Origin of the sequence: Corynebacterium sp. HMSC08C04, from assembly GCF_001807495.1 — a bacterium.
Lineage (GTDB): Bacteria > Actinomycetota > Actinomycetes > Mycobacteriales > Mycobacteriaceae > Corynebacterium > Corynebacterium simulans.
Genome location: NZ_KV789202.1, coordinates 141,148 through 163,976 on the forward strand (window position 1 = coordinate 141,148; position 22,829 = coordinate 163,976).

The window sequence follows — 22,829 nt, forward strand, 5'->3', positions numbered from 1 at the left end:
TAACGCCCTAAGCGATCACTATGCTTAAGTCCATGATTCGCGCCGTGCTCTTCGACCTCGATGACACTTTGATGGACCATACCTCCGCTATGCGCGAAGGTCTCGACGAATGGTGCCGCGAGCTAGGGCTTCCCACTGGCCAACATGAACGCTTTGCCGCCATCGAGCGCAAGTGGTTCGCCGCCTATGAGCGCGGCGAGGTCACCCATCATGGCCAGCGCATCGCCCGCTGCCGCGAGTTTCTAGAAAAAGACCTTTCGGAGCACGACGCATTGCAGGCCTATTCGGGTTATCTTGCCGCCTACCAGCGCAATTGGCGCGCTTTTGCCGACGCCCTGCCCGCCCTGCAGCGAGCCCTGCAAGCAGGTCTTCGCGTTGGCGTCCTCACCAACGGCGCCCGCGAGATGCAGGAGGCAAAGCTGCGGGCCGGCAAGTTAGATCTGCCAGAGGTGCGTCTCATCGCCACGGTGGATCTGGGAATCCCCAAACCGCAGGCCACCGCCTACCTGGCAGGCTGCCAGGTGGTGGGTTCTACTCCCGCGGAAACGCTGATGGTGGGTGACTCGCTGGCTAACGACGTCGAGGGCGCCCGCGCCGCCGGGCTGCAAGCGGTGCACCTGCGTCGCGACGGCTCGGGCGAGATTTCGAGCTTGGACGAGCTGAGCTTCTAGGCGGGGACGAGTGAGCTGAGCACCTCTTCGCGGGCCAAGACCATGTTGCGCAACGAGGCCTCGGTCTCGGCGTAGCCGCGGGTCTTAAGACCGCAGTCTGGGTTAATCCACAGCCGCTCCGCCGGCACGTGGCGTAGTGCTGCCCGGATGAGCTCGGCCATCTCCGCCACCGAAGGCACGCGCGGCGAGTGGATGTCATAGATGCCAGGGCCGATCTCCGAGTGGAACTTCTCATCGATGTCTTGCAGCAGCTCCATGCGTGAGCGCGCCGCCTCGATGGAGGTGACATCGGCATCGAGGCCTGCCACCGCATCAATGATCTGCCCGAACTCGGAGTAACACAGGTGCGTATGAATCTGGGTGGTCGGTTGCGCCTCGAGGGCAACCAAACGGAAGGCACGCACTGCCCAATCAAGGTAAGCCTGGCGTTCTTCTTGACGCAGCGGCAGCAGCTCCCGCAGTGCGGGCTCGTCGATCTGGATGATGCTGATGCCGGCGTCTTCGAGGTCACGCACCTCGTCAGCCAGCGCCACGCCCAACTGGTCCGCGGAGACTGATTGATGCACGTCATCGCGGGTAAAGGACCACGCGAGGATGGTCACCGGGCCGGTTAGCATTCCCTTGACATGCTTTGCAGAAAGCGACTGCGCGTACTTGGCCCACTCCACCGTCATCGGCTGCGGGCGGGAGATGTCACCGACAACGATTGGCGGACGAGTACAGCGCGAGCCATAAGACTGCACCCAGCCATTTTCGGTGACCACGAAGCCGTCGAGCAGCTCCGCGAAGTACTGCACCATGTCATTGCGCTCCGGCTCGCCGTGCACGAGTACGTCCAGCCCTAGGCGTTCTTGCAGGTCGATGACCTGCGCGACCTCCTTGCGCAGCGCCTTTTCATAATCGGCGTCGGAAAGCTCGCCCTTGCGGTGCGCGGCGCGCGCGGCACGAATCTCCTGGGTCTGTGGGAAGGAACCGATCGTGGTGGTCGGAAGCTGCGGCAGGCCCAGGGACTTCTGCTCCTCGACGCGCTCGGCAAACAGCGGCTGACGCTGGACCTGCCCTTCCGGCAGCCCTGCCGTGCGCTTGGCGACGTCCCGGTTATGCGTGCGCGCCGATTCCGCCCGGGTACGCACCGCGCGATCGGCCTGGGCATAAGCCTCTGGGGCGTCGAGCGGGCCGGCGAAAAGGGCCACGACCTCGCGTACCTTTTCATCAGCGAAGGAGAACCACGTCGCGACGTCAACTGGCAATGTGGTTTCGGCAGCGACGGTATGCGGAACGTGCTGCAAAGATACCGAGGTAGTAACCGAGGCGCCCGGAAGCTGCTCCAGCTTGGCACGCAGATCGCGCAGGTTCGCCGCCCACACATTGCGGCCATCAACCAGGCCCGCGCTCACGTGCACCGGCAACTGCGCTACGCGCTCCAAATAATCCGGTTCCAGCGCCAGGGTTCCCACGCTCAAGTCCACCTGGACTGCTTCCGGGCGTAGCTTCGCAATCGCGTCCAATCCCCTGCGGGCTGCGCCATAAGGCGTGGTCAAGTAGATCTGTGGGCGTTTCGCAGTGCCGAGGATGCGTTCGTAGGCCTGAATAAGGGCGTCGGCAAGCGTAGCGTCATCTGCTGACTGCAGATCAGCCACCAGCGCTGGCTCGTTGAGCTGAATCCACTCCACGCCCGCCGCATGCAGGTACCCAAGCACCTCGATATAGGAATCCACCAGCTTGCCCAGGTGCTCGAGAGGCTGGGTGTGGGAACCTTCCGCCGGCTTAGACAACGCAAGCAGCGTCACAGGCCCCACCAGCACTGGGCGCACCTTGTGGCCTGCTTGCCGGGCTTCCTCCACCAGCTTCAACACGCGTTGCGGACGCGCCTTAAACTCCTGCTCGTCAGCAATTTCTGGGACGATGTAGTGATAGTTGGTGTCAAACCACTTGGTCATCTCCAGTGGTGCTGCCTGTGCATTTCCGCGCGCTAGACGGAACTCATCGGCAAGGGTTTCGCCCTCGACTGCGCCCACCGTCAGCGCGGTTTCGAGGACGTGATCGTAATAGGCCACGTCCGCCGGGATGGCATAATCCTCACGCAGGCCGAGGTCATGTAGGCGGGCATAGGTATCAAGGCGCAGCGAGTGCGTGGCCGATTCGAAGGTCTCCTCATCGATCTTGTCGGCCCAGAAGGCCTCGAGTGCGCGCTTTAGCTCGCGGTTCGCGCCGACGCGCGGATAGCCTTCGATGGTTGTGTGAGGAAATGGTGCGTTCATCGATTTACTCCGATTCTGCTCAGTAGGTCGTGGGTGATGGCTGAGTTGTTATGCGTATATATATGGAGGCCCTCCGCGCCCGCGCGCAGAACGCCGCGCGCGAGTTCGGCCGTGAGCTCCATACCGATTTCTTGTTCTTCTTCTGGGGTTTCCGCTGCCGCGAGCGCTGCCCGCACTTTTGGCGGGACGTCGAGCCCGGACAGCCCCGCCATTCGCTCAAGGCGGGCCACGCTGGTCATCGGCATGATTCCGGGGATAAGCGGGATGCGCACGCCGGCGAGCCGGGCGCGTTGATAGAAGCGCGCATAGTCTTCTGGGTCGAAGAAGAGCTGCGTTATGGCGAAGTTCGCGCCCAAGCGCTGTTTGGCCAGCAGGACATCGATGTCCTCATCAGCATTGGCTGATTCCGCATGGCCATTGGGATAGCACGCCACGCCGACGGCCAGGTTGCCTGCGGCGAAACGTGCCGCTTGCGCTGCTTCCCGACGCCGAATGAGACGGATCAGCTCATCAGCATGCTGCAGGTAGCCCACGGGCATGCCGTCTTCCGGAAGATCCCCGCGCAGTGCGAGGAATCCGCGGACGCCAGAATCGACGAGTACATCGACCCACTCGCTAAGTTCCTCCGGGCTACCGGCAGTGCAAGCAAGATGCGCCAGGGGACGCATCGAGGTAGTGCGCGCAATCTGCTCAATGAATGCGGCCGTGCCACGCAACCATCCGGAGCGCTGCGAGCTGGTTACTGCGATGTAATCAGGGTGATAGCTCTGCAACACTGCAAGCAGTTCAGATGTCTTGCTCGCATCAGCGTCGTTGCGCGGCGGAATCACTTCGAAGGAAAGCGCGGTGCGCTGACGCACCCGAGCCGTCCATTCATTGATTTGGTCTAAAGGCGCAGAGGCCGAGAGTCGCGGAGTCATGCCCACCTCCTTCGCTGGTCACTTCGATTTCGTTGAGATGAAATGTACCAAGCGGTCTATTAAGAAAGGAGGGCTAAATTTTAGGTACCATCTTTAAAACGGTTCTGCCTGCGGGGTTAACGTTTATTAGCGCGAATAAAAATCGCCCAAAATGAACCAAGCTGTCTACCTAGAAGGCGTGGCGGCGGGGGTAACTGGCCTGAAAAAGCAGTAAAATCAAGGCCAATTCCCAATGTCAGACTTGTCTATACCACCTCTCTTAAACAAGTTGCGACCAGCTCCAAACGCAAACGACATCGAGGCTCTCTCTTGAAAAAACATAAGATTTTGACCAAGCTCTCTGCTGTCTGCGCTGCAGTAGTAACCACCGCAGCTCTTGGAACGGCAGCCGCATCGGCTCAGCAATCTGAGACAATCCTCTTCGGCGACTCCATTTTTGCCAACCCCACCTTCGATCAAATCGGCTCCCCCATTGCCGAGCTGTCTAGCGCCATGAAGATCGGCAGCGACCCAGGCGCTCCGAGCCCACAGGGTTGCCCGCAGGGCGCATCCAACGTTGGCCGCGAGCTCGGCCGCGCCTCGGGCCAGCGCGTCATCAACTACGCTTGCTCCGGCGCTACCGCTGCTGGCTCCACGCCGCGTTCGGACTTTGTCCAGCAGGTAGGCCACGCAGTGGATACCCACACCCTCAACCCGGGCACGCGCAACGTGCTGATCCAGTTCGGTTTCAATGACGTCGTCAACACGAACTTCATCCTTGACCCGAACCGCACGGCTTATAAGAACGCGATGCGCAATCAGATAAACCGCATCCGCGCTGCCGCCCCAAACGCCAAGATCACCCTGGTGGGCTACCCAGCCTTCTCTGCGGCAAACGGCTCCATTTGCCCAATCCGCATCAAGGAGAACCCAGGCCTAGGCGCTAACCTCTCCGCACTGGGCAGCGTACGCACCATCGAAGACAACGTTAACCATGCGATGTTCCAGGCCGCCCAGGAAAACCATGTGGACTACTTTGACCTACGTTCGGCCACCATCGACCACAATATGTGTGCGCCGACCGGCATGCGCTGGATGGGAGGCGTCTACGAGTTTGCGGAGCCGCATAACTTCTTCAACCACCTGACCCACTCCGGCAACGTTGGCGTGGCGCGCATCCTTTCGGATCGCGTCCTCGCACGCTAGGAAATCCACATAAGGATTAAACGCTATAGTGGCGGGGCCCTCGCGCCGTCACTACGCTGGGGTGAAGCGCACCATAAACTAATTTAAGGAGCATCTGGGATGAACCCCACCGCAATTTCCGCCTCCATCGGTCTAGCGAACAATCTGTGGAGCCGTTTCAAGGATTACCGCGAGGAAAAAGAACTCGAAGCTTATGCCGCCCTTGAAGGCGCCGCCGCACGTGCGGAAAGCCGCAGCAAGGATCTCTTCCCAGAGGCACGCCGCAACGCCGGTGCTGTAACCCAGGCTGCCCACGAGCGTCTCGAGCGCACCATCGCCGAGCTCAAGGAGCGCGGCCAGGAAGCTGGCAAGCAGGCATCTGAACGCTTCGAAGAGGCTCGCAAGGATGCCAAGAAGGCGCAGAAGAAGACCAAGAAGCAGGCAAAGAAGCAATCCAAGGCTGCACGTAAGGCCGCAAACAAGGCGCAGAAGCAGAGCGCAAAGAAACTGAAAAAGGCAAAGAAGGTCAACTTCCGCAAGGAAGACAAGGGCTCCAAGTTCTGGCCATTCGCTCTTATTCTGACTCTTGTCTCCGCAGTTGCCGGCGGCGCTTACTACTTCTTCAAGATCCGCAAGGAAGCTCCTTCCGAGGTTCCACCTCGCGTTGAGGACTTCGGTGGCGGCGCAAACGCAGCGGCTGAGGGCTCCACCTTGGTCTACACTTCCACCTCCGAGCAGGACCTCAAGAAGGATTCCGACCTCGCTGAAGAGGGCGTCGTCGAGCGCGATGAGGAGCTGCTGGGCTCCATCGATGAGCAGCTGGCAAAGCACAAGGAAGAAGCTGCGGCCGCTGAGGCCGATACCTCCCGCATCACCGATGACCGCGAGGACGAGGGCAAGCACCGCCTGCAGACTGACGAGCAGGAGTAGTAATATCCCCCCGAGCAAGGGGGTAGCGCTCAAGTTGTCTTGATCTCAATTCTTTGATTAAGAGACCTAGAGCTGATTGAATTCTTGAGTATTTCGAACCTATCTCAAGGAGAGTAAATGAGCTTCGAGTCTCTCATTGTCAAGCTCAAGAGCGGAGCGACCTACTACTTCCCAGCCGGCTCCGTCAGCGGGGATCCTTCACATCGTGTTGACAATCTCCGCTTTGCGATTGAGAACGGCACTATCTTCCGTTCTGTTGATGACAACGGTATCGACCGCGAGTTCTCTGGATACGACGTATCGAATTACCACCTTGCATAGAACCTGCAGAGCATAAAACCTGCTAAGGCGGCCTTTCTTTCCGGATAATCCGAGCAAAGGAAGGCAGCCTTTTCTTATAGGATAAGCAGCTATGACTGTCTATCCTCGCATGAAAACCTGGTCTTGGTACCTGCCAAGCCAGCCACCCGCCGGGGAGACCTCTCTCACCGAAACCACCAATTGGTCTAAACCCCGCAGCGCAACCCGGCGCCTGCTCTTTGCGCAGCCGGTGGGCGTGGCCGGCATTCTCATCTCCGCCGCCATCAACGCGCCATTGGGTGCGCTTGTCTCCGTGGTCATTGGCCAAGCCACGCAATACGCATTCAGCGACCCTTCCTGGCGCACGCTCGCCATTCCAGTGGCGTTGACCGCACTGCTGCTCTTCATCGTCTATCTCGCCGAGGCCACCGCGGATGCTTTCACCGATCTCAGCCAGGCCCGCACCACGCATACGCTGCGGCTCGGGCTGCTGGAGAAGCTGCTCCGCTCTTCTACCTCCGGACTTAACCCAGGCCGCCTGCTCAACACGATGGACGAGGATTCCCATTACATCGGCCAGCTCAAGCAGGTGCTCAACTTTCCGCTGACCATGGTGGGCTATCTGCTGGGCGCGATTTTCAGCCTGGCACCGATCTCGCCCGTGGTTTCCATCGTGCTTTTGATAGGTGCCGTCGTCACCGCGGCGGTATCTTGGGCCACCGCAAAACCGTTAACGAGAGTGGCGGCAGCCCGCCGCCACAAGGAAAACACGGCGCTTTCGCTCGCAACGGACTACGCGCAGGGCTCCCGCGTTATTAAAGGTCTAGGCGCTAACGAGGTGGCCAAGCAACGCTTTGGCACCGCTGCACACACCGCCCTCGACGCCATGCTGCGCGAGCTAAGGCTTAGCGTCTGGTTGAACTGGTTGCGCCAGATGGTGCCCACCGCATTTACCATCGGTCTGCTCGCATGGACCTCATGGCAGATGTACCTGGGCAATATTTCCCCAGGTGGGATGATGAGTATCACGATGCTCGCCCCACCGGCGCTCAACGTCCTTGGGATCGCGCTGGGCCATCTCACCGAGGCGTGGGCGCGGGCCCAGGCCTCCGTGGAGCGCATCGGTGAGTTGCTGGAGGACCTGGATAAAAGGGACGTCGCAAAGCACGGCGATGCGCTTTCCTTAAGCCCTGGCCTGCAGGTCTGGGTACCGGAGACCACCAAAGGGCGCGCGCTTGTCGACGCCACCATATCCCGCCTTTCTGCTCACGGCGCCCTGTGCCCGCCGCACCGGATTTCCGTGCTGGAGGGAACGCTGGCCGATAACATCAATCCGCTCGGCAACATCCCGGCATCGCAGGTTCGCACGGCGCTTGAGGCCGCGGCCTGCGAGGACATCGTCGCTCGTCTCGACGGTTTTGATGACTCTGGCGCCTTGCCGGATGCCCCCATTGGGGAGGCTGGACTGAACCTGTCGGGCGGTCAACGCCAACGCGTTGCGCTTGCCCGCGCGCTTGCCGCGGACCCGGAAATCTTGGTGCTTGATAACCCCACCACGGGCTTGGATTCGCTAACACTCGCGACGGTAGCTGAGCGCGTGGCGCGCTTGCGCAAGGACCAGATCACCGTCGTAATCAGCGGCGCGTCGACGTGGGCGGCTAACGCGAAGGAGATGCTAGAACTATGAGTAAACCCGCAGCAGATGCCCTAGCTCCTGCCTCCGCCCGTGAGTCCTGGCAGTTCCTTCGCACGCTGCCTTCCGCACCGTCGAAGGCGAAGCTGGCGCTGGTATTCGGCATCTTCACTCTGACCATCCTGATGATGAACCTGGGCTCGCAGGTACTCGGCCGCCTCGTGGATATCATCCAGGGTGGCGAAGTCCCTGTGATTGGCTCTGGGCGCAAGGCGATGATTGCTGCACTATGGATCATCGCAGCCTGCCTCCTCGTTGAGGTCAGCGGCCGGGCGCTCGGCGGCTACCTCATCAACGCCCGCACACGCCGACTGGCTGTGGATCTGCGTACCGCAGCTCTCGACTCGGTGCTGCGCGCGCCCGTGCCGCGCGTGATGGAGCTGGGAACCGGCAACGTGATCACGCGCTTGTCTAAGGACATCGACACCGTGGTCACGGCAGTGGCCATGATGGGTGAGCGCCTTGCCGTCACCATCTTCATTCTGCCGCTTACTTTCCTAACCATGGCTTTCATCCACCCGGCTTACCTTTTGCTGTGCATGCTCGCAGTCGCCGTGATGTATCCGTTTATCAAGGGAACGATTCGCGATATCCCCGCCGTGGCCAACGCCGTCTCCACCGTGGAGGCCCGCCGCAACAACGTCTTGCTGGATACCATCCGCGCCTTGGAGACCCTCCGGATTTTCCGCCTCGACGGCTGGGCCACGCGCCGCATGGAGGACTACTCTTGGCACACCGTGCAGGCTTGGGGCGACAAGGTGCCGCTTATCAACCGCATCATTGGCCAAGGCAGCATCGCTTTCGGCGTGCTCCTGCTGGGTTCACTTTCAATGTCGGTTCCGATGGTGGCGTGGGGATGGCTCACACAAGGCCAGGCCACGGCCGCGGTCTTGCTGGTCATGCGCCTAGAGATGCACGTTTTCAACATCTTGTTCTTCGCTGGGGAAATTCAGCATTCGGCAACTTCCTTGGGCCGCGCTGTGGCGCTGGCTCTGCTGGGCGCTGACGTGCCAACCAAGGAAGTAGCGCTGCTTGGGCAAGCCCCCGCGGTGCATATCGACGCCGTGAGCTACTCCTACCCCGGCGGCGCCAAGGTCTTAGACGGCATTAGCCTCACGCTGGCGGCCGGCACCACGACCGCGCTGGTGGGCACCTCAGGCGCAGGTAAATCCACCTTGGCCGCACTTGTGGCCGGGCTGCAATACCCCACTGCGGGCAGCATCCGCCTTGACAACGTCGACACCGCAACGGTGCCCAATACCTGGGTGACCGAGCACGTCGCGCTGATTACGCAGGAAGTCCACCTCTTCTCCGGCACGCTGCGCGAGGATCTTCTGCTCGCCCGGCCACATGCTAGCGATGCGGAACTATGGGCAGCCCTACACGAGGTGGGATTGACGGAAGACTCGCGCTGGCTTCCCGACGGCCTCGATACCCGCATCGGCGCCGGCAACGAGGAGATGGGCGCCGAAGCCGCCCAGCAGATCTCGCTGGCGCGCATGGTGCTGCGGCAGCCGCCGGTGCTCATCATGGATGAGGCCACCTCAGAGGCCGGCTCTGAACACGCCGCCGTGCTTGAGGAAGCTGCCCGGGCCGTCACCCGCGGGCGTACCTGCCTTGTGGTGGCGCACCGCTTGGACCAGGCTCGTGAGGCGGATCGCATCATCGTGATGGAGCAGGGCGAAATCGTCGAAGACGGCGACCACGCCTCACTCATGGCGCGCGGTGGGCGCTACGCCAAGGCTTATGCGCAGTGGGAGCACGGCCACTAAGCCAAACTTGGCCCGACTAAACTTCCTCCCCTTCTCTCCTTCATTTCTCCTCTCTTCGAGGGTGGTCCCTTTGCTTGGCTCCCTTTGTGGGGGATGCAGAAGCGAGTCTCGGAAGCGGCGGGCCGAGGGCAACGCAGGAACGACGAAACCCGGCACCGAATGGTGCCGGGTTTCTGGGCTGTGGAGCATAGGAGAATCGAACTCCTGACCTTCTGCTTGCAAAGCAGATGCTCTACCAATTGAGCTAATGCCCCAGTGCGTTTAATGCTACCCCAGGGGTATCGCAGAAAGAAAATCGCTGGCCCGGCCGGGAGTCCCATCAGTCGCAGTAGTTAACTCTTTTCACTCTGGTTGCGTGTCACTACGGTTTTAGAAACGGCGGTGACCATAATCTAGGAACAGAAACACCCTCGTTAGAAAGGCTTTTGCATGCGCCGCCTCGCTGCCGCTACCGCTGCACTCTTACTTACCGCCGCACTTCCAGTCTCAGCCCACGCAGCGCCGGCATCGCCCTTCCCGGTCCCCAACTTGCCACAGATGCAGCTGCCGAACCTCCAGCAAGAAGCCGAGAAACTCAATAACGACTTCCTAAACTCCTTGCCACCAGAGCTCGGTTCTTCGAAACCTGCGCCGCAAAAGCGCACCCCAAGCCCAGCACCTGCACCGACGCAAAAGTCTGACTGCTCCAACTGCGTCGCCATCACCTACGACGACGGCCCCAGCACCCTAACCAACCAGCTGCTCGACACCTTGCGCGAAAAACACGCACACGCCAGCTTCATGGTGCTCGCCCCTAACGCCACAGCCCACCCAGAGCTGCTGCGCCGCATGCAGGCAGAGGGGCATACCATCGGCAACCACACCAACACGCACCGCGAACTGAACAAGCTCGCCGCCGGCGACATAGACGGGGAAATCAAGGCGGGTGCCGGCGCCATCAAGGCAGCAACCGGCCAGAGCCCTCGTTGGCTACGCCCACCGTACGGCGCCACAAACGGCACTGTCGACGCCGCGGCCAAAGCCAACGGCCAAGCCGAGGCCATGTGGTCCGTGGACACGCTGGACTGGAAGGACCGCAACTCCGAGCACGTATGCAGCGCTGCAGTCAGCGGCGCGCAGCCGGGCGGCATCATCCTCATGCACGATATCCACGCCACCACGGTTAATGCTGCCAGCTGCGTCATCGACGGCCTGCGCGCCAAGGGCCTCGAGCCGGTCAGCCTCGATACCCTTGTCCCCAACCCACAGCCGGGCAAGCAGTACTACTCTCGGGGCTAATGATTGATTTCTCGGCCCCCGCAGATGTCGTTGCGCCCCAACTCTTGGGGGCAACTCTCACCTTCAACGGCGTCAGCATCCGCCTGACGGAAGTCGAGGCCTACCTCGGCGCCAAAGACCCCGCCGCGCACACGTACAACGGCCCAACCCCGCGCAACGCCACGATGTTCGGCCCGCCCGGGCGCCTTTACGTCTATGCCTCCTATGGCATCCACCGCAACGGCAACATCGTGTGCGCCCCGGAGGGCACGGGCCAAGGATGTCTGCTACGCGGAGGCGAGGTCACCGAAGGTACCGAGCTCGCTTTCCGACGCCGCGGCACCACCGACTTCCATAACCTCGCCCGTGGGCCGGGAAACCTCGGAAAAGCACTGGGATTCACGCTGGAAGATAACGGCACGCCAATTCAACTCACCGAGCGTGAGCAAGAGCCGGAGTGGGTCTGCGGGCCGCGAATTGGCATCAGCAAGAATAAACAAGCGCCATTGCGCTTTTGGATTCCTTTCGACAAGACCGTCTCGGCGCGCAGAGGCCTGCCGCCGAGCTAATAAGGCCTAGTAACGCCCGCCGTAGCGTTCATCGCTCTCGATGGCCGCGAGGATGCGATCGTTGATCTGGTTGAGCTGGCGCACCTGCGTGCGAGTGAGGTTGTCCATCACGGAACGACGCGCCTGGGCGGCGTGCCCAGGCGCGGTGGCGACAACCTTGTCCCAGCCGGCGTCGGTAAGCTGCGCCAGCGTGGTGCGGCCATCATTCGGATCTGGACGGCGCGTAACCCAACCTTGCTTCTCCAAGCGCGTGACCACCTGGCTTAGGCGCGATAGAGAGCCGTTTGCGGTAAAGGCGAGGTCACGCATGCGCATCTCGCGGTCCTCGGCCTCGGACAGCCGGGATAAGACGGTGTACTCAAAGAAGCTTAGGCCGGCGTCATCGCGCAGCTGCGCATCCAGAATGTTGGTCAGACGGATTGTAACTCCCATGAGAGAGACGAAGGAGGAAAGTTCCTCCTCATCGAGCCACTTCTTATCCTTCTCGGTCATGAAATTTATTCTAGCAATGAAGCTTTATTTATTAAGCATCTGCTAAGCAGATTTCAGCGCTTCCCGGAGAAGCTGCGCCGCCTGGCTCGGAGTCTTGCCGACCTTCACGCCGGCCTCCTCAAGCGCCGCCTTCTTGCCCTCTGCGGTTCCGGATCCCTCCAGAGACAATCGCTCCTGCGTGCCCCATGGTTTTGCCCTCCGGCGCGGTAAATCCAGCAATGTAGGCCACCACCGGTTTGGTCACGTGCTCCTTGATGTAGCGTGCGGCATGTTCTTCGGCATCGCCGCCGATCTCGCCGATCATGATGATGGCCTCGTAGAAAGAAACTTAAGTACTACCACCCGCGCAGTTTTTTACCGCCAGCACACGTATCTTGCGCGAGACCACGCTGCAAAAATACGCCCGGACTGGACTTTTCGGACACGAAGCGGCCAAGATTAGACGCCAGATCCTCGACCAGGCCGAGCCGTTTAACGCCGCCCACATCACCAACTGGGGACGACCTTGAAAGCCCACCGTCACGCGCGGCTAACGCACACGAGTCCACCGGCCGATAAAAACGCCCAGTACGCGTGTGTATCATGCGCGTGCTGGGCAACTTTCGCTGTCAGTGTAATGTCCTCCTTTTAGGATGCTGCGAGCTTTTGGGCGCGCTGGTAAGACACGCCGAGGACTGTTCCCATATCTCGTACGGTCATTCCAGCGTTTCTCATTGCAACAGCGAGGTCATGAGTGCTTGCCTGTGCCGCAGCGGCCAGTCGTGCCGCTTCTTCGCGTTCTTTTTCGGCGCGAGCTTTCATTTCCGCAAGGTCCGGTGGAAGAACGACATCAACAATAATGTTGAGTTCGTCTGGGTCTAGACCTGCCTGGTAGGCCAGTGCTTCGCGCATCTCGTCGGCAGCATTAGCCAGCCGCTTAGTTTGGGACACTGCCCCTAGTTCGGCGCATTCGAGCACCCATACTCCGCTGGTTCCGCGTTCTGCGGTTACTGTGTATGTCGTGGTCATTACCTCCACCAGCCTTTCCCTAATTCTTGGGCGTATTGGTCGAAAAACTTCTTGACTGTCTCATCGTCAATCTCACGGTGCCTACCTAAGGTTCGGGTTGTGCTGCCTACCCGATAAGCGTCATGGCGCGATAGGGCGATTTCCTCAAATTCAAGACCACGCCGCTTAGCTTCCGCTTTCAATTTCTTGATGACGGCGTTTCGCTTCATAACGGTAGTCTACCGACAGGAGACTAAACAAGTCAACCATGGGTTGACAGCCAAACTTCGCTGTTGCGTTCGCAACGTTGAGGACTCCGCTCACCACGTTAAGGATTCCAACTCCTGAGGTGGCGGGGTCTTTTTTCTTGCGACCGGGCGTTTCCAATGAGTGTCTACCCATTAGTCACCTCGGGCAAAGTAGCAGAAGGGCATGCGGACGAAATTTTGCTACTTAGCCCCGTGTCAGGAACGGTGCACGCCCAATATTTGCTAGATTTTCCAGAATGATGCCACCGCCGCGCAGAATGAAGACGTACAGCTGGTTCGTCCCGCCCGCGCCGCCAGCGGACGATCCGGCGCGGCTCCACCCGGCGCGCTGGAGCAGCGGGAACCGTGTGGTCAGGGACATGGTAGGCGCATACCCGGGCGTGCTGGTGCTGCACATTCTGAGCTACCTCATCGGCTCCGGCATCTCCGCGTTTGTGCCGGTGGTGGTGGGCATGATCGTGGACGGCCTGGTGGGGGAAGAAAAGTTCAACGCATGGTGGCTCTTCGCAGTATTGGTCGGCATCTTCATCATCCAGTTCATCGGCGAGGCCACCGGCGACGGCCTGGCCACAGCCTCGGTGCGCCGCGTGACCCACAACGCGCAGCAGCACCTGTCCTCGGGCGTGCTGCGCCGCGGGGCGGGAGCGATGAGCCCCGGCACCGTACTCAACACCATCGACGCGGACGCGAACACCGTCGGCCGCTACCGCGAGCTGCTGTCGTTTCCGCTCATGGCCATCGGCTACGCGGTCTGCGCGATGGTGGCGATGTGGTCGGTCTCCCCGTGGATCTCACTGGCCATCCCGGCCAGCGCGCTGATCATCGCTCTGTTCGCCGCGTGGACCGCGGGGCCGGTGACGCGGGTGTCGTTGAAGCGTCGCGCCGCGGAGGCGGATGTCGCTGGCTTGGCCACGGATGCGTCGCAAGGCATTCGCACCGTCAAAGGCCTAGGCGCGGGTGCAACCGTGGCAACACGTTTTCACGCCGAAACGGCGAAGGCGAAGCGCTTGATGCTCACGCACCTGCGTGTGGAGGTGTGGCTCGGTTTCGCCAGGTTCTGCGTGGCGGGGCTGTGCAACCTTGGCATCGTGGGCTTGAGCGCGTGGATGACGCTGCGCGGGGAGATCACCCCGGGGCAGCTGACATCCGTGGCACTGTTGGTGCAGCCTGCGTTGACCATGGCGGGCTTAGCGTTCGGCGACCTGGCCAGCGGGTGGGGCAGGGCCGTCGCGAGTGGCCAGCGCATCGAGCAGCTGCACCACGCGGGCGACGACACCGCGGGGCCCGAGCTAACAGACACACCGGTCCCAGGCGCGGGTCTGTGGATTCTCGAGCCGGCGGAGCGTTCCTACGCCACCGCCGCCGCGTGGGCGCAGCGCGCAGACGTGCTGTTCCCGCCGCACACCGTCAACGTGTTTGAGGGCACCATCGCAGACAACGTGAACCCGCGCGGGGATGTGCCGGAGGACGTCGTCAAGCAGGCGCTCGCCGCCGCCCACTGCCAAGACATCCTCCGCAGGCTCGGCGGCATAGACGCAGGCGGCGAGTTGCCGGACGCACCGCTGGGCGAGGCCGGCCTGAACCTTTCCGGCGGGCAGCGGCAGCGCGTCGCGCTTGCCAGGGCGCTCGCCGCCGACCCGGAGGTGCTCATCCTGGACGACCCGACCACGGGGCTCGATTCCGTGACACAGGCGGACGTCGTGGCAGCCGTCGCCGCGCTCAGAGCAGACAAAACCACCGTGGTCATCACCGGAAACGCCGCGTGGCAGCACGCTGGAACCGAATTGGAGGTGGCGTAGATGGCGCCCGATTACGCACGCACAGACGCGGTCGCACCCGCAAGTGTGAAGGAGACCTTCGCGTACCTCTCGGCGCTGCCCAACGCGCTGGACAGACGCTGGTGGGCGGGTCTGCTGCTCATCCAGGCGCTGACCGTCGCCGTGTACACCACGCAGTCGAACCTGTTCGGGCGCAGCGTCGACCCGCTCACCGGAGGCGAGGTGCCGCTACTGGGCACCGGCACCCGCGCCTTTGTGTGGACTGTTGGACTGGCGTTGGCCTGCATGCTCGTCGAGATGTTCCTGCGCGCCCTCGGTAACTACGTGGTGGGCCTCAAGGTCGCCCGCGCGTCCATCGACTTGCGCCGTCGCTGCCTCGACGCGATCCTGCGCGCACCTGTGCCGCGGGTGATGGAGCTCGGCACCGGCAACGTGATCACACGCATGACCAAGGACATCGACGACGTCGTCCAAACCATCACCGCCATCGGCTCGCGCGTGCTCACCACCGTGTTCGTCTTTCCGATCACGTTTATCGGGCTTTTGCTTATCGACGTCCGCTTCGCCTTGATCCTGCTTTTGATCTGCATCTGCACGTACCCGTTCGCCCGCGCGGTGGTCCGCGCCATCCCGGATGCCTCCAACGCGGTGAGCGTGGCGGAGGCGCGTCGCAACGCGGTGCTGCTGGATACCGTCCGGGGCCTGCCCACGCTGCGCGCCTTCGACTTGGAGCGCTGGGCGTTGGCACGGATGCGGCGGACCTCGTGGGGCGCGGTGGAGGCGGAGATGGACCGTGTGCCCTGGTTCATCCGGCTCACAGGCATCGGCCAGGTCGCTTTCGCCGCGTGGGTGCTGCTCACGCTTGGCGTCGGCGCGTGGCTCGCGACGGCCGGTGCCGTCAGCCCGGGCCAGGCGAGTGCCGCCGTGTTCATGGTCATCCGCGCCGAGGTCACGGTGTTCAACGCCCTGTTCTTCGTCGGCGAGCTGCAGAGCGCGGCCACCGCAGTGGGCCGCGCGGTGAGCCTGGCCAAGCTCGCGGACGGGCGTGAAGCTACGGCCGTTCCGGAGGATCTGGCGGAGCCGGTGGACGTGGAAGTCGACCACGTCTCGTTTGCCTACCCGGGCGGCGCCAACGTGCTGGAGGACCTCTCTGTCACGCTCGAGGCGGGAACAACTACCGCACTGGTGGGGACTTCGGGCGCCGGCAAGTCCACGCTCGCCGCGCTCATTGCGGGGCTGGTGGAGCCCACGTCTGGGTGCATCCGGGTAGGCGCAGTAGATACCTCGCAGGTCAGCGACACGTGGACCGCCAAGAACGTCACCCTGCTCACCCAGGACGTCCACCTGTTCGCCGGCACCCTGCGCGAGGACCTCTCGATGGCCGCACAGGATGCGACCGACGCGGACCTGCTGCGGGCGCTGGCAAGTGTCGGGCTCGACCCTGAAGGCACCCAGTTCGCGCGCCTGTTCCCGAAGGGGCTGGACACCGCCGTCGGCGCAGGCGCGGAGGAGCTGCCCCCGGAGGTGGAGCAGCAGCTCGCGCTCGCACGCGTGGCGCTCTCAGGCCCGAAGGTGCTCATCCTGGACGAGGCGACGGCAGAAGCTGGCAGCGACGCCACCAACGCGCTGGAGGACGCCGCCGCGCGGATCACCGCAGACACCACGGCACTGGTGGTGGCGCACCGCCTAGACCAGGCGGCGGCCGCGGACCGGATCCTGGTCATGGACGCCGGGCGCATCATCGAGGACGGCACCCACACCGAACTCGTAGCCGCCGACGGGAGATACGCGCAACTGTTCGCTGCGTGGAGTGGCGGCGGTCACTAACTCTCCGGTAGGAATGGGGACATGACTGCAAATTATGTTTCCGACCGTTTCCCCGGCCCCGACCCGTACGCCCCGCTGGCGGACGTGCCGTCCTTCGACATCACGTCCGAGGACATCGTCGACGGCGAGCGCCTCGCCGACACGCTTGCCGGCGACAACGCCACCAGCCCGCAGCTTTCCTGGTCCGGCGCCCCGGAGGGCACCAAGACCTTTGCGGTGACCTGCTTCGACCCGGACGCGCCGACCGCCTCTGGTTTCTGGCACTGGTCCGCGTTCAACATCCCCGCGGACGTTACCGAGCTGCCAGCCGGAGCAGGCGCGAAGGACGACCTCGGGGTTGGCGCGGTGGTGCTCACCGGCGACAGCGGGGTTAAGGGCTACTACGGTGCGAACCCGCCGGCCGGCCACGGCCCGCACCGCTACCTGTTCGCCGTCCACGCGGTGGACACGGAGCTGCCCGCAGACGAGATTGCCAACCCCACCCAGCTCGGCTTCAACCTGAACTTCCACTCGCTCGGCCGAGCAATCATCTGGGGCTGGTACGAAAACCAGTAAGATTCGCCGAATGGTTCCAGTGCAACTCCGCGTCGGCGGCGCGTTCATGGGCATCGCACTCGTGCTCGTGCTCTACGCCGTGCTGGCGCTGCTTCGAGGCGACGCCGCGTTCCCCGTCACCCCGCAGGTGCTCTCCATCATCGTGGCGGTCGCCATCGTCGGCGCCTTCGCCACCTACAACACCAAGCAGGAAGGCTCACGCACCCAGGTCGGCGCGCTAATCGTGGCCGTGGTGCTCATCGGGCTCGGCTTCATCGCGCCCGACACCGAGCTGATGGCCACCACGCCGTTCTGGCTGATCGGCTGGGCGCTCGCCGCCGGACTCTGCGCGGTGGTGCTGCGCCGCAGCGCAGCCGGACACGCTTAGAGCGCTTTCCACTCCAGCCCGCTGCCCACGGCCTGCTCAATCGAGTCCAGGCCGTGGGCTTTGATCTGCGTGGCGATCCCGCGGTGGATGCCGCGGATCCAGCCCAACCCGCCGTAGATGAACGGCGTGTAGCCCTGCAGCAGGCTCGCGCCCGCGGCGATGCGCTCCCACGCCTGCTCGGGCGTGGAGATACCGCCGACGCTGACGAGCACCAGCTTGTCGCCGACTCGCTCGTGGAGGCGCTTGAGCACCTCAAGCGAGCGGTTCTCCAACGGGGCTCCGCTGATGCCGCCCGCGCCCATCTTCTCCACCCTGGAGGCGGGCGTTTTCAGCCCGTCGCGGGAAATGGTCGTGTTGGTAGCCACAATGCCGGCCAAGTCCAGCTCCACGGCGAGGTCGGCCACGGCGTCGATGTCTTCGTCGGAAAGATCCGGCGCGATCTTCACTAACACCGGGGTGGTGGTGGATTTCTTCACCACTTCCAGGATCGGGCGGAGTTCCTCCACCGCCTGCAGGTCGCGCAGACCCGGCGTGTTGGGGGAAGAGACGTTGACCACCAGGTAGTCCGCAAGTTGGCCCAGAAGCGTCGCGGTGGCGCGGTAGTCCGCCACGGCATCCTCGGAGGTCTTGTTCTTGCCGATGTTGATGCCCACCACGTCGCGGGAGCGCCGCGCGCGGAGGTTGTCGGCGACCACGAGCGCGCCCTTGTTGTTGAAGCCCATCCGGTTCAAAATCGCCTTGTCCTCCGGCAGACGGAACAGGCGCGGCGTGGGGTTGCCCGGCTGGGACTTCGGGGTCACGGTGCCCATCTCGGCGTAGCCGAAGCCGATCGCGCCCCAGGAGTCGATCGCCTCGGCGTTCTTGTCAAAGCCGGCCGCCAGCCCCAGCGGGGCGGGAAAATCCACGCCGAAAACAGTTTGGTGCAGCACCGGGTCGTGCACGCGCACGGCCTTTTCCATCACGCGGTTGACCGGGGTGACCAAGTGCAGCGTCTGCAACGCGCCGCTGATGATGCCGTGGATGCGCTCCGGCGGCAGCAGGAACATGAGCTTGAGTGCGCGGTCGTAGAGCGTCATGGGTTTTCTCCTAGTTGCTCTCGGTTTGGTCGGCGGGGGAGACGATCTGGATGCCGTCGCCGGATGCGGAGGCGGCGACCACGGTGCCGTCGTCAAGCGTAATGATGCTCTGGGCATCTGCGACGGTGGCGAAATGCTTGCGCTTCACCGGAATGCCCTGGGAGATGTCGTAGCCGGTGGCGGTGTTGCTGGCCAGCGAGCTGACCCAGGCGAGGCGCTGCGCGGGGTCCCACGCGGCATCCCAGGGTCCTTCCGGCACCGGCGCGGACTGCTGGAGGCGGATGATGTCGTCGGTGGTGTAGACGTGGAGCTGACTACCGGTGGAATCCGCGGCCAGCACCAGGCCGTGCTCGCCGCCGCGCACCTTGCCCACTCCCAGGCCGACGCGCAGGGTGCCGCCTTGGCGCGAGCCGTTCCAGTCGATGTCCTGGATGGTGGTGTCGAAGCGGTTGGTGCGCACCACCGAGTCGCGCTGGCCGTCCACCTGCACCGCCTGCAACTGGTCGGTTTCGCGTGCGACGTCGATGGTGTCTTTGAGCTCGCCGCCGTCGAAGACCCAGATCTTGCGCTCCGAGTCGCTGCCTGCGAGCACCTCGCCTGTCGACGCCACCGTGGCCGCCGTGACCGGCTTATCCGTGGCGATAGTCTCCTCCCGGTCTCCGAAGAGCTTGATCTCGCCTGCGCAGGCGAGCGCGAAGGTGCCGGCGTTGGCGGAAGCCTCGCCGCAGGATTGGTCCAGCTCGTGGCGGGCGGCCTTGCCCTGCTGAATCTCCTCGAGGGTGCCGATAGTCAGCGCGCTTGAAGTGCGAACGCCGATGCGGCCGTTCGTTTCGTCCACATCGCTCACCGGCTCGAAGTCGACCAGGTCGCCCGCCGGGTCCGACGACTGCGGGGACTGCACCGGCTCAGCGCTGCCCATGTTCGCAGCTGCCTCTCCGCCGGCTTCCTCGATCTTGGCAGAGGGAGACGCGCCGCAGGCGCTCAACGCCAGGGCAGCCGCGACTGCACCGGAAACTGCGACAAAGCGGAGGCGGGAACTGGGGGCAAACAAACGAGCATTCACAAGGTTAAAGCCTAGCAACGCGCCCGTCGCGTACCGCGATGGCTAAGCGGGCGGGGTAGTGTCTTTCACCATGACTGATCCCGCCACCACAATGTCCTGGGTCCAGGTGATCGTCCTGTCTGTTGTCCAGGGCCTCACCGAGTTTCTGCCAGTGTCTTCCTCGGGCCACCTGCGCATCGTCTCCCAACTGTTTTGGGGCGAAGACGCCGGCGCCAGCTTCACCGCCGTGATCCAGCTGGGAACGGAGCTTGCCGTGCTGGTCTTCTTTGCCAAAGACATCTGGCGCATTCTCACCGCCTGGTTCGCCGGCCTCGCGGACAAATCCAAGCGGAACTTCGACTACCGCATGGGCTGGATGGTCATCGCCGGCACCATCCCGGTCGGTCTTGCAGGCGTGCTGCTCAAGGACTTAATCCGCGAGAACTTCCGCAACCTCTGGATCACCGCCACCGTGCTAATCCTGTTCTCGCTGGTGTTCATCCTGGCCGAGCGCCGCGGCAAGAAGACCCGCGGCTTCGAGGAACTGACCATGAAGGACGCGGTTCTGATGGGCCTGTGGCAGTGCCTGGCGCTCACCCCCGGTGTGTCGCGCTCCGGCGGCACCATTTCCGGCGGTCTGTTCCTCAACCTCGACCGCGAGGTTGCCACCCGTTTCTCCTTCCTGCTAGCCATTCCGGCAGTGCTGGCCTCCGGGCTGTTCTCCCTGCCTGATGCCTTCGACCCCCAGGCGGGCCAGGCGGCGAGCGGTTTGCAGCTGCTCGTCGGCTCCGGCATCGGCTTTGTGGTCGGCTACATCTCCATTGCGTGGCTGCTGAAGTTCGTGTCCAACCACTCGTTCGCGTGGTTCGCCGCCTACCGCATTCCGCTGGGCCTTTTGGTCATGGCGCTGCTCGGCACTGGCGTGATGGCCGCCTAGTTGTAGGGTTGTCCGCATGCATGCATGGCCCGACCCGTCCGTACCCGTAGTCGCCGGCACCCCGGTGCCGCTGAAGCTCTTCGACACCGCCGATCAGCGCGTCAAAGAAGTAGACACCACCCCGGATGCGAACGGGGAGGTGGGGATGTACGTCTGCGGCATTACCCCGTACGACTCCACCCACCTCGGCCACGCCGCGACCTACCTCACCTTCGACCTGGCGCAGCGCCAGCTGCTCGCCAACGGCCACAAGGTCCACTACGCGCAGAACATCACCGACGTGGACGACCCGCTGTTCGAGCGCGCCGAGCGCGACGGCGTGGACTGGCGCGAACTCGGCACCAGCCAGATCAACCTGTTCCGCAGCGACATGGAGATCCTGTCCGTGATCCCGCCGCGCGACTACATCGGCGCGATGGAGTCAGTCGACGAGGTGATCGCGATGGTGCAGCAGCTTCTCGACGCCGGCGCCGCCTACGAGCTCGACCAGGGCGACATTTACGCCTCCATCGACGCCACCGAGCAGTTCGGCTACGAGTCCAACCTGGACCGCGCCACCATGGAGGAGTACTTCGCGGAACGTGGCGGCGACCCGGATCGAGAGGGCAAGCGCGATCCGCTGGACGCGCTGATCTGGCGCGGCCACCGCGAGGGCGAGCCCGCCTGGGACTCACCGTTCGGCCCGGGCCGTCCGGGCTGGCACGTCGAGTGCTCCGCGATTGCCACCAACCGCCTGGGCAGCCACTTCGCCATCCAGGGCGGCGGGTCTGACCTGGCGTTTCCGCACCACGAGTTCTCCGCGGCCCACGCTGAGGCCGCGCTAAAGGTCGAGCGCATGGCCGGGCACTACGTCCACGCCGGCATGATCGCCCTCGACGGTGTGAAGATGTCCAAGTCCCTGGGCAACCTCGTGTTCGTGCACAAGCTCTCGGAGGCAGGCCACGACCCGTCGGCGATCCGCCTGGCTGTCTTTGCGGGCCACTACCGCGAGGACCGGGACTTCTCCGACGCGATCCTGGCCGAGGCCGAGGAGCGCCTTACGCGTTGGCGCGAGCAGCTCGCCGGCGAGGTTTCTGAGGCGGAGGCGACGGAAGTCGTCGATAAGCTTCGCGCGATTCTTGCGGACGATCTGAACACCCCGGAGGTACTTTCGCTTCTCGACGGCGCAGCCGGCGACTGCAACCAGATCATCGCCACCGCCCTCGACGGGCTGCTCGGGGTGCGCATTTAGCGCGCCTCACGCACAATGGGCCCATGAGCGCAGCTGCGGACAACTCGATTCGGGCCCAGTTTCAGCCCGAGGTAGACGAATTCATCGACGACCTGAACACCTTCGCCACCGGTTCCTACCTGCAGGACGAGGACAAGGACCTGTGGGAAGAGCCTTTCGACCCGGCGGTGCTGCCGGATTTGAAGAAGCGGCTTGAGATGCTCCTTGACGCCCTCGATCTGCTTGGCGACGACCCTGAGGGCGACGCGCTGGTGAAGGTCGTGGCGCCGTTCTACGAGAACCTCGAGGAGTTCAACGAAAAGCACGCCAACGCGGTGCTTGAACCGGAGGAGAAGGCCGACATCGAGACCTTGGTGTTCCGTGCGGCGGCCGCCACCGGCGCCACGGACGAGGCTCTCAACGAGCTTCCGGAACTTGAGTAGGCCGAAGGCCGTCCTCTGGGACATGGACGGCACCCTCATCGACACCGAACCGCTGTGGGGTAAGGCCACCTTCGAGCTCGGCGAGCTGCTGGGCCGCCCGCTCACCCCGGAGGTGCGCGCTAAAACTATCGGCGGCAGCTTCCCCAACACCTTGAGCGTGGTGGCCGAGTGGGCGGGCTACGAGCTTAAAGACGGCGACCTGGAGCGTTACCGCACCTGGATGTTCGCCCCGAAGCAACAAAGGAACCCGACACCATTACGGTGCCGGGTTCCGAGCTGTGGAGCATAGGAGAATCGAACTCCTGACCT

Annotated in this window: 23 protein-coding genes, 2 tRNA genes and 1 pseudogene (1 of these 26 running past the window's edge); 16 read left to right on the forward strand and 10 right to left on the reverse strand. The window is 63.3% G+C overall.

What is annotated here, in order from left to right; genetic code table 11:
* Positions 1 to 32 precede the first annotated feature (32 nt).
* Complete coding sequence (locus HMPREF3169_RS03850) at positions 33 to 671, forward strand: HAD family hydrolase (RefSeq protein WP_070455832.1); 639 nt, start codon at positions 33 to 35, stop codon at positions 669 to 671.
* Here the strand turns inward: HMPREF3169_RS03850 and metE are convergent.
* A complete protein-coding gene (gene metE, locus HMPREF3169_RS03855) occupies positions 668 to 2,932 on the reverse strand; it encodes a 5-methyltetrahydropteroyltriglutamate--homocysteine S-methyltransferase (RefSeq protein WP_070455748.1) in 2,265 nt (754 codons plus the stop codon). The two genes, HMPREF3169_RS03850 and metE, sit on opposite strands and share 4 nt — an antisense overlap.
* A complete protein-coding gene (locus HMPREF3169_RS03860; RefSeq protein WP_070455750.1) occupies positions 2,929 to 3,852 on the reverse strand; it encodes a methylenetetrahydrofolate reductase in 924 nt (307 codons plus the stop codon). The genes metE and HMPREF3169_RS03860 overlap by 4 nt, the downstream gene beginning before the upstream one ends.
* Before the next feature lie 309 nt (positions 3,853 to 4,161).
* On the opposite strand from HMPREF3169_RS03860, the gene HMPREF3169_RS03865 reads away from it, so the two are divergent.
* From HMPREF3169_RS03865 to HMPREF3169_RS13565, 5 genes are all read left to right on the forward strand, one after another.
* Positions 4,162 to 5,037, forward strand: coding sequence for a GDSL-type esterase/lipase family protein (locus HMPREF3169_RS03865; protein WP_168162615.1), 876 nt, complete (start codon positions 4,162 to 4,164; stop codon positions 5,035 to 5,037).
* 99 nt (positions 5,038 to 5,136) lie between these two features.
* Positions 5,137 to 5,946 (forward strand): hypothetical protein, encoded by an 810-nt coding sequence (locus HMPREF3169_RS03870; RefSeq protein WP_070455751.1) that lies wholly within the window; start codon positions 5,137 to 5,139, stop codon positions 5,944 to 5,946.
* Positions 5,947 to 6,063: 117 nt separating this feature from the next.
* On the forward strand, positions 6,064 to 6,267 hold the full coding sequence (locus tag HMPREF3169_RS03875; RefSeq protein WP_062036471.1) for a hypothetical protein: 204 nt from the start codon (positions 6,064 to 6,066) through the stop codon (positions 6,265 to 6,267).
* A gap of 91 nt (positions 6,268 to 6,358) precedes the next feature.
* On the forward strand, positions 6,359 to 7,933 hold the full coding sequence (locus HMPREF3169_RS03880; RefSeq protein WP_070455752.1) for an ABC transporter transmembrane domain-containing protein: 1,575 nt from the start codon (positions 6,359 to 6,361) through the stop codon (positions 7,931 to 7,933).
* On the forward strand, positions 7,930 to 9,711 hold the full coding sequence (locus HMPREF3169_RS13565) for an ABC transporter ATP-binding protein (protein ID WP_070455753.1): 1,782 nt from the start codon (positions 7,930 to 7,932) through the stop codon (positions 9,709 to 9,711). The genes HMPREF3169_RS03880 and HMPREF3169_RS13565 overlap by 4 nt, the downstream gene beginning before the upstream one ends.
* Positions 9,712 to 9,892: 181 nt before the next feature.
* Here HMPREF3169_RS13565 and HMPREF3169_RS03890 read toward each other — a convergent pair.
* Positions 9,893 to 9,965, reverse strand: a tRNA-Ala gene (locus tag HMPREF3169_RS03890).
* A 175-nt stretch (positions 9,966 to 10,140) separates the two neighbouring features.
* On the opposite strand from HMPREF3169_RS03890, the gene HMPREF3169_RS03895 reads away from it, so the two are divergent.
* On the forward strand, positions 10,141 to 10,989 hold the full coding sequence (locus HMPREF3169_RS03895) for a polysaccharide deacetylase family protein (protein WP_062036480.1): 849 nt from the start codon (positions 10,141 to 10,143) through the stop codon (positions 10,987 to 10,989).
* Positions 10,989 to 11,537, forward strand: coding sequence for a DNA-3-methyladenine glycosylase (locus HMPREF3169_RS03900; protein ID WP_062036482.1), 549 nt, complete (start codon positions 10,989 to 10,991; stop codon positions 11,535 to 11,537). The genes HMPREF3169_RS03895 and HMPREF3169_RS03900 overlap by 1 nt, the downstream gene beginning before the upstream one ends.
* 6 nt (positions 11,538 to 11,543) lie before the next feature.
* Here the strand turns inward: HMPREF3169_RS03900 and HMPREF3169_RS03905 are convergent, their stop codons facing one another.
* From HMPREF3169_RS03905 to HMPREF3169_RS03920, 4 genes and pseudogenes are all read right to left on the reverse strand, one after another.
* Positions 11,544 to 12,029 (reverse strand): MarR family winged helix-turn-helix transcriptional regulator, encoded by a 486-nt coding sequence (locus HMPREF3169_RS03905; protein WP_070455755.1) that lies wholly within the window; start codon positions 12,027 to 12,029, stop codon positions 11,544 to 11,546.
* Positions 12,030 to 12,071: 42 nt separating this feature from the next.
* Positions 12,072 to 12,345, reverse strand: a pseudogene (locus tag HMPREF3169_RS03910) (succinate--CoA ligase subunit alpha); the annotation flags it as partial.
* Positions 12,346 to 12,656: 311 nt separating this feature from the next.
* The gene (locus tag HMPREF3169_RS03915; RefSeq protein WP_061925555.1) at positions 12,657 to 13,037 is read right to left on the reverse strand and encodes a hypothetical protein; all 381 of its coding nucleotides are present in this window, start codon (positions 13,035 to 13,037) and stop codon (positions 12,657 to 12,659) included.
* The gene (locus tag HMPREF3169_RS03920) at positions 13,037 to 13,246 is read right to left on the reverse strand and encodes a ribonuclease PH (protein WP_070455758.1); all 210 of its coding nucleotides are present in this window, start codon (positions 13,244 to 13,246) and stop codon (positions 13,037 to 13,039) included. The genes HMPREF3169_RS03915 and HMPREF3169_RS03920 overlap by 1 nt, the downstream gene beginning before the upstream one ends.
* Positions 13,247 to 13,521: 275 nt before the next feature.
* Between HMPREF3169_RS03920 and tetA the strand changes: the two genes are divergently transcribed.
* Genes tetA through HMPREF3169_RS03940 form a run of 4 tightly spaced genes read left to right on the forward strand, consistent with a single transcriptional unit; the run spans position 13,522 to position 17,812 of the window.
* The gene (tetA, locus tag HMPREF3169_RS03925) at positions 13,522 to 15,084 is read left to right on the forward strand and encodes a tetracycline efflux ABC transporter TetAB subunit A (protein WP_371441001.1); all 1,563 of its coding nucleotides are present in this window, start codon (positions 13,522 to 13,524) and stop codon (positions 15,082 to 15,084) included.
* On the forward strand, positions 15,085 to 16,890 hold the full coding sequence (locus tag HMPREF3169_RS03930; RefSeq protein ID WP_070455760.1) for an ABC transporter ATP-binding protein: 1,806 nt from the start codon (positions 15,085 to 15,087) through the stop codon (positions 16,888 to 16,890). It abuts the gene before it with no gap.
* A 21-nt stretch (positions 16,891 to 16,911) separates the two neighbouring features.
* Entirely contained in the window at positions 16,912 to 17,445 is a 534-nt protein-coding gene (locus HMPREF3169_RS03935; protein WP_070432493.1) for a YbhB/YbcL family Raf kinase inhibitor-like protein, read from the forward strand.
* A 10-nt stretch (positions 17,446 to 17,455) separates the two neighbouring features.
* Entirely contained in the window at positions 17,456 to 17,812 is a 357-nt protein-coding gene (locus tag HMPREF3169_RS03940) for a hypothetical protein (protein WP_005390939.1), read from the forward strand.
* Here HMPREF3169_RS03940 and HMPREF3169_RS03945 read toward each other — a convergent pair.
* Both HMPREF3169_RS03945 and HMPREF3169_RS03950 read right to left on the reverse strand, forming a co-directional pair.
* Positions 17,809 to 18,888 carry a quinone-dependent dihydroorotate dehydrogenase gene (locus HMPREF3169_RS03945; RefSeq protein ID WP_070432492.1) on the reverse strand — a complete coding sequence of 360 codons (1,080 nt, stop codon included), beginning with the start codon at positions 18,886 to 18,888 and terminating at the stop codon, positions 17,809 to 17,811. The two genes, HMPREF3169_RS03940 and HMPREF3169_RS03945, sit on opposite strands and share 4 nt — an antisense overlap.
* A 10-nt stretch (positions 18,889 to 18,898) precedes the next feature.
* The gene (locus HMPREF3169_RS03950; protein ID WP_070432491.1) at positions 18,899 to 19,951 is read right to left on the reverse strand and encodes a YncE family protein; all 1,053 of its coding nucleotides are present in this window, start codon (positions 19,949 to 19,951) and stop codon (positions 18,899 to 18,901) included.
* Between the two features lie 70 nt (positions 19,952 to 20,021).
* Between HMPREF3169_RS03950 and HMPREF3169_RS03955 the strand changes: the two genes are divergently transcribed.
* From HMPREF3169_RS03955 to HMPREF3169_RS03970, 4 genes are read left to right on the forward strand one after another with little or no spacing between them, the layout of a single operon-like run.
* Entirely contained in the window at positions 20,022 to 20,867 is an 846-nt protein-coding gene (locus HMPREF3169_RS03955) for an undecaprenyl-diphosphate phosphatase (RefSeq protein ID WP_070455835.1), read from the forward strand.
* Positions 20,868 to 20,883: 16 nt separating this feature from the next.
* Positions 20,884 to 22,098: a cysteine--1-D-myo-inosityl 2-amino-2-deoxy-alpha-D-glucopyranoside ligase gene (mshC, locus tag HMPREF3169_RS03960; RefSeq protein ID WP_070455761.1), complete on the forward strand. Its 1,215-nt coding sequence runs from the start codon at positions 20,884 to 20,886 to the stop codon at positions 22,096 to 22,098.
* Between the two features lie 23 nt (positions 22,099 to 22,121).
* The gene (locus tag HMPREF3169_RS03965; protein ID WP_070432490.1) at positions 22,122 to 22,520 is read left to right on the forward strand and encodes a hypothetical protein; all 399 of its coding nucleotides are present in this window, start codon (positions 22,122 to 22,124) and stop codon (positions 22,518 to 22,520) included.
* Entirely contained in the window at positions 22,513 to 22,809 is a 297-nt protein-coding gene (locus tag HMPREF3169_RS03970; RefSeq protein ID WP_246815591.1) for an HAD family hydrolase, read from the forward strand. The genes HMPREF3169_RS03965 and HMPREF3169_RS03970 overlap by 8 nt, the downstream gene beginning before the upstream one ends.
* Here the strand turns inward: HMPREF3169_RS03970 and HMPREF3169_RS03975 are convergent.
* Positions 22,800 to 22,829, reverse strand: a tRNA-OTHER gene (locus tag HMPREF3169_RS03975); it runs 53 nt beyond the window's last position. The two genes, HMPREF3169_RS03970 and HMPREF3169_RS03975, sit on opposite strands and share 10 nt — an antisense overlap.